Source organism: Mesorhizobium sp. M7A.F.Ca.US.014.04.1.1, assembly GCF_003998745.1.
Lineage (GTDB): Bacteria > Pseudomonadota > Alphaproteobacteria > Rhizobiales > Rhizobiaceae > Mesorhizobium > Mesorhizobium ciceri.
Genome location: NZ_RZRW01000393.1, coordinates 1 through 5,583, shown reverse-complemented (window position 1 = coordinate 5,583; position 5,583 = coordinate 1). Strand labels below are relative to the sequence as shown.

At 63.0% G+C, this 5,583-nt stretch carries 6 protein-coding genes; all 6 read left to right on the top strand.

From position 1 onward, the window contains the following. The coding region (locus EOA22_RS22995) for a formyl transferase (RefSeq protein ID WP_245478670.1) at nt 1-448 on the top strand (448 nt) is incomplete at its 5' end. A gap of 204 nt (nt 449-652) precedes the next feature. Beyond that, nucleotides 653-955 carry a virulence factor gene (locus EOA22_RS22990; protein ID WP_013531170.1) on the top strand — a complete coding sequence of 101 codons (303 nt, stop codon included), beginning with the start codon at nt 653-655 and terminating at the stop codon, nt 953-955. Next, nucleotides 948-1,574, top strand: a complete 627-nt coding sequence (locus EOA22_RS22985; protein ID WP_013531169.1) for a methylenetetrahydrofolate reductase C-terminal domain-containing protein — start codon at nt 948-950, stop codon at nt 1,572-1,574. The genes EOA22_RS22990 and EOA22_RS22985 overlap by 8 nt, the downstream gene beginning before the upstream one ends. Further along, nucleotides 1,571-2,662: a methylenetetrahydrofolate reductase gene (locus EOA22_RS22980; protein ID WP_063168204.1), complete on the top strand. Its 1,092-nt coding sequence runs from the start codon at nt 1,571-1,573 to the stop codon at nt 2,660-2,662. The genes EOA22_RS22985 and EOA22_RS22980 overlap by 4 nt, the downstream gene beginning before the upstream one ends. Before the next feature lie 81 nt (nt 2,663-2,743). Continuing rightward, nucleotides 2,744-3,718, top strand: coding sequence for a methyltetrahydrofolate cobalamin methyltransferase (locus tag EOA22_RS22975; protein WP_013531167.1), 975 nt, complete (start codon nt 2,744-2,746; stop codon nt 3,716-3,718). Continuing rightward, a partial coding sequence (locus EOA22_RS22970; RefSeq protein ID WP_127390238.1) for an ASKHA domain-containing protein occupies nt 3,669-5,583 on the top strand: 1,915 nt, incomplete at its 3' end. The genes EOA22_RS22975 and EOA22_RS22970, both read left to right, overlap by 50 nt.

Genomic DNA, 5,583 nt, shown 5'->3' with positions numbered 1-5,583 from the left:
CCTGCAGGCGATCCAGAAGATCCGGCCAGGCGTTGTGCTGCTCAACGGTTGCCGACTAATCTCGGCTGAGATGCTGAGCAAAATGCCCTGCCCGGTGCTCAACTACCATGCGGGCATCACGCCGAAATATCGCGGCATGAATGGCGGCTATTGGGCTCTGGTATCAGGCGATGCGGAGAATTTCGGCACGACTGTCCACCTCGTCGACGCTGGCGTCGACACTGGTGGCGTGCTGAAGCAGGCGCGCGGCAGATCGAAAAAAGGCGACACCATCTCAAGTCACGCGCTACGCCAGACGGCGTTCTCGCGCGACATCTGCGTCGAGGCTGTCAGCGATGCACTGGCTGGAAAACTCACGACGATCGATCCCGGCCTGCCTTCGAAACTCTGGTATCATCCGACGATCTGGTTCTACGTCTGGACGGGCCTCAGAACTGGCATCTGGTAGCGCGTTTTTCGTCCTGGACGGCATACTGCGCGCCAGCGTTTCCGACGCGCTGGACCGGGCGCCGGCACACGCCGCAAACGAATAAACCCACTTTTCATTTTACGACATCGATATGCGTCGCTTTTGAATGCGCGCGCGTCGTCCCATAACAAGCGGCACCACTGCGCTTGCGGCAATGCTCGATAGTTCGAGGAGTGAGAATTCATGGCCGATCTGATCGTCGTCTACTGGCGCGACATCCCTGCCCAGGTGATCGTCAAGAAGGGCCGGCAGAACGCCAAGCGCGAACTGCCGCTGCGCTTTACCGAGGCGATCGACATGTGCGCCATGCGCACCGGCGCCGGCGGTACAGACGACTATCTGGCCGAATGGCGCAAAGCCGATCCCATTCCGGTCGGCGACGACCTCGAAGCCGAAGTCGAGAAGGCATTCAACGACATCGACACGAGATATGACCGCGAGCGGCTGGTCGCTCTGGTCAAGGCGGGCGGCAAAGAAAATGTCTGAAACCATTCCTGCCAAGGAGAGGCCGGCTGTTACCCAGGCCACTCTGGTCAAGAAGGCAGCGCCGAAATCCGACTACAAGCCGGCCGACGTATCGCCGCAGCGGCGCGTGCAGCGTTCCTTCGCGGTCAGATTATGGTCGGTGCGGCACTCGCGATTACTCGAATGGTTCTACGCCAAATTCGCCGACATGTTCCTGCTCCTCCATCCCTTATGGAAAGGCATAGGCTATGGCCGTGTCGAAGGGCCGATCAAATTTGTCGAGAAGCGCGTCAAGGGCTTCATGTTCGACTGCCGCATGTGCGGCCAGTGCATCTTGTCCTCGACAGGCATGTCTTGCCCGATGAACTGCCCCAAGCAATTGCGCAACGGCCCTTGCGGCGGTGTCCGCGCCAACGGCAATTGCGAGGTCGAGCCCGATATGCCCTGCGTCTGGGTCAAGGCCTGGGAAGGCTCGCAGAACATGGTGCACAGCGACAGGATCCTGACCGTGCAGAAGCCGGTCGACCAGTCGCTGCGTGAAACCTCGGCCTGGCTGCGGGTGACCGCGCAGGCGGCCACCGCGCGCGAAGCCGCCGCTGCCGCCAAGAATGAGGCGGCCAGCACCGGGGCGTCGGCATGATCGGCCGCCAGCGCGACGAAAACCCGGCCGGCATCCACCTGCCGCTCGAACCCCTGCCCGGCCACACCTCGCGCGGTCGGCTGGAGCGCGTACTGCGGCGCGGCGAGTTCGCTGTGACGACGGAACTCAACCCGCCCGACAGCGCCGATCCGGAAGACGTCTACAACAGGGCGAAAATCTTCGACGGCTGGGTCGACGCCATCAACGCCGTCGATGCATCGGGCGCCAACTGCCACATGTCCTCGGTCGGCATCTGCGCACTTTTGACGCGCATGGGCTATGCGCCGATCATGCAGATCGCCTGCCGCGACAAGAACCGCATCGCCATCCAGGGCGACGTGCTGGGCGGGGCTGCGATGGGCGTCGCCAACATGCTGTGCCTGACAGGTGACGGCGTGCAGGCCGGAGACCAGCCCGGCGCCAAGCCGGTGTTCGATCTCGACTGCATGTCGCTCCTGGAAACCTGCCGCATCATGCGCGACAACGGCAAGTTCCTGTCCGGCCGCAAGCTGACGACGCCGCCGCAGCTTTTCCTGGGTGCTGCGATCAATCCGTTCGCGCCGCCGATCGACTTCCGCCCGCACCGGCTGGGCAAGAAGATCGCCGCCGGCGCGCAATTCGTACAGAGCCAGTATTGCTTCGACGTGCCCATGTTCCGCACCTACATGCAAAAGGTGCGCGACCTCGGCTATACCGAAAAATGCTTCATCCTGGTTGGCGTCGGGCCGCTCGCCTCGGCCAAGACGGCCAAGTGGATCCGCTCGAACGTGCCGGGCATCCATATTCCCGATTCCGTCATCAAGCGGCTGGAAGGCGCCCAGGACCAGAAAAAGGAAGGCAAGCAGCTCTGCATCGACATCATCAACGAGGTGAAGGAAATATCAGGTGTTTCCGGCGTTCACGTGATGGCCTACCGGCAAGAGGAATATGTCGCCGAGATCGTCGATGAATCGGGCGTGCTGAAGGGCCGCCAGCCATGGAAACGCGAGATCCGCCGCGACGACCAGATGGTCGCCGATCGGCTCGAGCACATACTGCACGACGATATTACCGAAACGCAGGTGGATATGGTGAAGACCGCGCACTGACGGCGCGGACGGCCACCCATTCGCTTGAACGAAACCAGACAACGATATAAAGAAATCTTTATATCACGGCGGAGAGAATTTATGACCCGTACCATCGTCGCTTCGGCGACACGAGAAATCATCATCGGCTTCGACCAGCCGTTCTGCGTGATCGGCGAACGCATCAACCCGACCGGCCGCAAGAAGCTGGCCGCCGAGATGATCGCGGGCAATTTCGAGACCGTCATCAGGGACGCATTGGAGCAGGCAGCCTGTGGCGCCACCATGCTCGACGTCAACGCCGGCGTCACCTCGGTCAATCCGAACGAGACCGAACCCGGCCTTTTGGTGCAGACGCTGGAGATCGTGCAAGGGCTGGTCGACCTGCCGCTGTCGATCGACAGTTCCGTCACCGCCGCGATCGAAGCCGCACTCAAGGTTGCCAAGGGCCGCCCGCTGGTCAACTCCGTCACCGGCGAGGAAGAAAAGCTCGAAGCCATCCTGCCGCTGGTCAAGAAGTACAACGTGCCGGTCGTCGCCATCTCCAACGACGAGACCGGCATTTCGATGGACCCGGACGTGCGTTTCGCCGTCGCCAAGAAGATCGTCGAGCGCTGCGCCGATTTCGGCATTCCGGCGCATGACGTCGTCGTCGACCCGCTGGTGATGCCGATCGGCGCGCTGGGCGATGCCGGCCGCCAGGTCTTCGCGCTGCTGCGTCGTCTGCGTGAAGAACTCAAGGTCAACACCACCTGCGGCCTGTCCAACATCTCTTTCGGCCTGCCGCATCGCCACGGCATCAACGCCGCCTTCATCCCGATGGTGATCGGCGCCGGCATGACCTCGGCCATCATGAACCCGGTGCGGCCGCAGGAAATGGAAGCCGTGCGCGGCGCCAATGTGCTGAACGGCACCGACGAGAACTGCACCAACTGGATCCGCACCTACAAGGATTACAAGCCGGCCGAAGGCGGCCAGGCCGTTGCCGCCCCGACGCAAGTCAATGCGCCGGGCGACGGCGCCGGCAATGGCGGTCGCCGCCGTGGCGGCCGTGAAGCCCGGATGGGCCGAGGATAAGCGCGCAATCGTGAATTCACCTGCAAACATCACCGACCCGCTCGTGCTGTTCATGCCGTCGGGCAAGCGCGGGCGGTTTCCTGTTGGAACACCCGTGCTAGACGCCGCGCGCCAGCTCGGCGTCTATGTCGAAAGTGTGTGCGGCGGACGCGCCACTTGCGGGCGTTGCCAGATCGAAGTGCAGGAAGGCAATTTCGCCAAGCACAAGATCATTTCGTCCAACGACCACATCACGCCCAAGGGCGCCAAGGAAGAGCGCTATGAGCGCGTCCGCGGCCTACCCGAACGGCGTCGCCTCTCCTGCTCGGCGCAAATCCTCGGCGACCTCGTCATCGACGTGCCGCAGGATACGGTCATCAACGCGCAGACCATCCGCAAGGATGCCGACACCAGGGTCATCGCCCGCGATGCGGCGATCCGCATGTGCTATGTCGAGATCGAAGAACCCGACATGCACAAGCCGCTTGGTGATCTCGACCGGCTGAAGATCGCGCTGATGCACGATTGGGGTTTGAAAAGCCTCGATTTCGATTTTTATCTGCTGCCGCAGGTGCAAGGCATCCTGCGCAAGGGCAACTGGACCGCGACCGCCGCCATCTACAAGGATGCCGACTCTGAGACAGCGCGCGTCGTAGCACTTTGGCCCGGCCTCAAGAACGAAGCCTATGGGCTGGCCTGCGATATCGGCTCGACCACCATCGCCATGCATCTGGTGTCGCTGCTGTCGGGCCGCGTCGCCGCCTCGTCGGGCACCTCGAACCCGCAGATCCGCTTCGGCGAGGATCTGATGAGCCGCGTCTCCTATGTGATGATGAACCCGGACGGCCGCGAGGGCATGACGGTCGCCGTGCGGGAGGCGATCTCGGGTCTCGTCGACAAGGTCTGCGCCGAAGGCAATGTCCAGCGCAACGACATCCTGGACAGCGTCTTCGTCGGCAATCCGATCATGCACCATCTGTTCCTCGGCATCGATCCGACCGAGCTTGGCGGCGCGCCCTTTGCGCTGGCTGTCTCAGGTGCGGTGCATATCAAGGCATCCGACATCGGCCTGAAGCTTAACCAGGGCGCCAGGCTCTACATGCTGCCTTGCATCGCCGGGCATGTCGGTGCGGATGCGGCGGCGGTGACGCTGTCGGAAGGCCCGCATCGCCAGGACGAGATGATGCTGATCGTCGATGTCGGCACCAATGCCGAGATCGTGCTCGGCAATCGCCAGCGGGTGGTTGCGGCCTCCTCGCCCACCGGCCCTGCCTTCGAGGGCGCCGAAATCTCCGGCGGCCAGCGAGCAGCGCCCGGCGCCATCGAACGCGTACGCATCGATCCCGATACGCTTGAACCGAAATACCGCGTCATCGGCTCTGAACTGTGGTCCGACGAGCCGGGCTTCCTGGAAAGCGTCCAGGCGACCGGCGTCACCGGCATCTGCGGCTCCGGCATCATCGAAGTGGTGGCGGAGATGTATCTCGCCGGCATCATTTCCGAGGACGGCGTCATCGACGGCGGGCTTTCGGCGCGCTCGCCGCGCGTTACGGCCAACGGCCGCACCTTCTCCTATGTGCTGAAGGACGGCTCCGCCGCATTGACGGAAGATGGGCCGAAGATCACCATCACCCAGACCGATGTGCGCGCCATCCAGCTTGCCAAGGCAGCGCTTTATGCCGGCACCAAGCTGTTGATGGAAAAGCAGAACACCGAGCATGTCGACCGCATCCATTTCGCCGGCGCCTTCGGCTCCTTCATCGATCCGAAATACGCCATGGTGCTGGGCCTGATCCCGGATTGCGACCTCGACAAGGTCTCGGCGGTCGGCAACGCCGCCGGTGCCGGCGCGCGCATGGCGCTGCTCAATCGCGGCTACCGCCGCG

What these genes read in the sequence shown, in the direction of transcription:
- EOA22_RS22990 (WP_013531170.1), top strand. Translation starts at nt 653, where the DNA reads ATGGCCGATCTGATCGTCGTCTACTGGCGCGACATCCCTGCCCAGGTG.
- EOA22_RS22985 (WP_013531169.1), top strand. Translation starts at nt 948, where the DNA reads ATGTCTGAAACCATTCCTGCCAAGGAGAGGCCGGCTGTTACCCAGGCC.
- EOA22_RS22980 (WP_063168204.1), top strand. Translation starts at nt 1,571, where the DNA reads ATGATCGGCCGCCAGCGCGACGAAAACCCGGCCGGCATCCACCTGCCG.
- EOA22_RS22975 (WP_013531167.1), top strand. Translation starts at nt 2,744, where the DNA reads ATGACCCGTACCATCGTCGCTTCGGCGACACGAGAAATCATCATCGGC.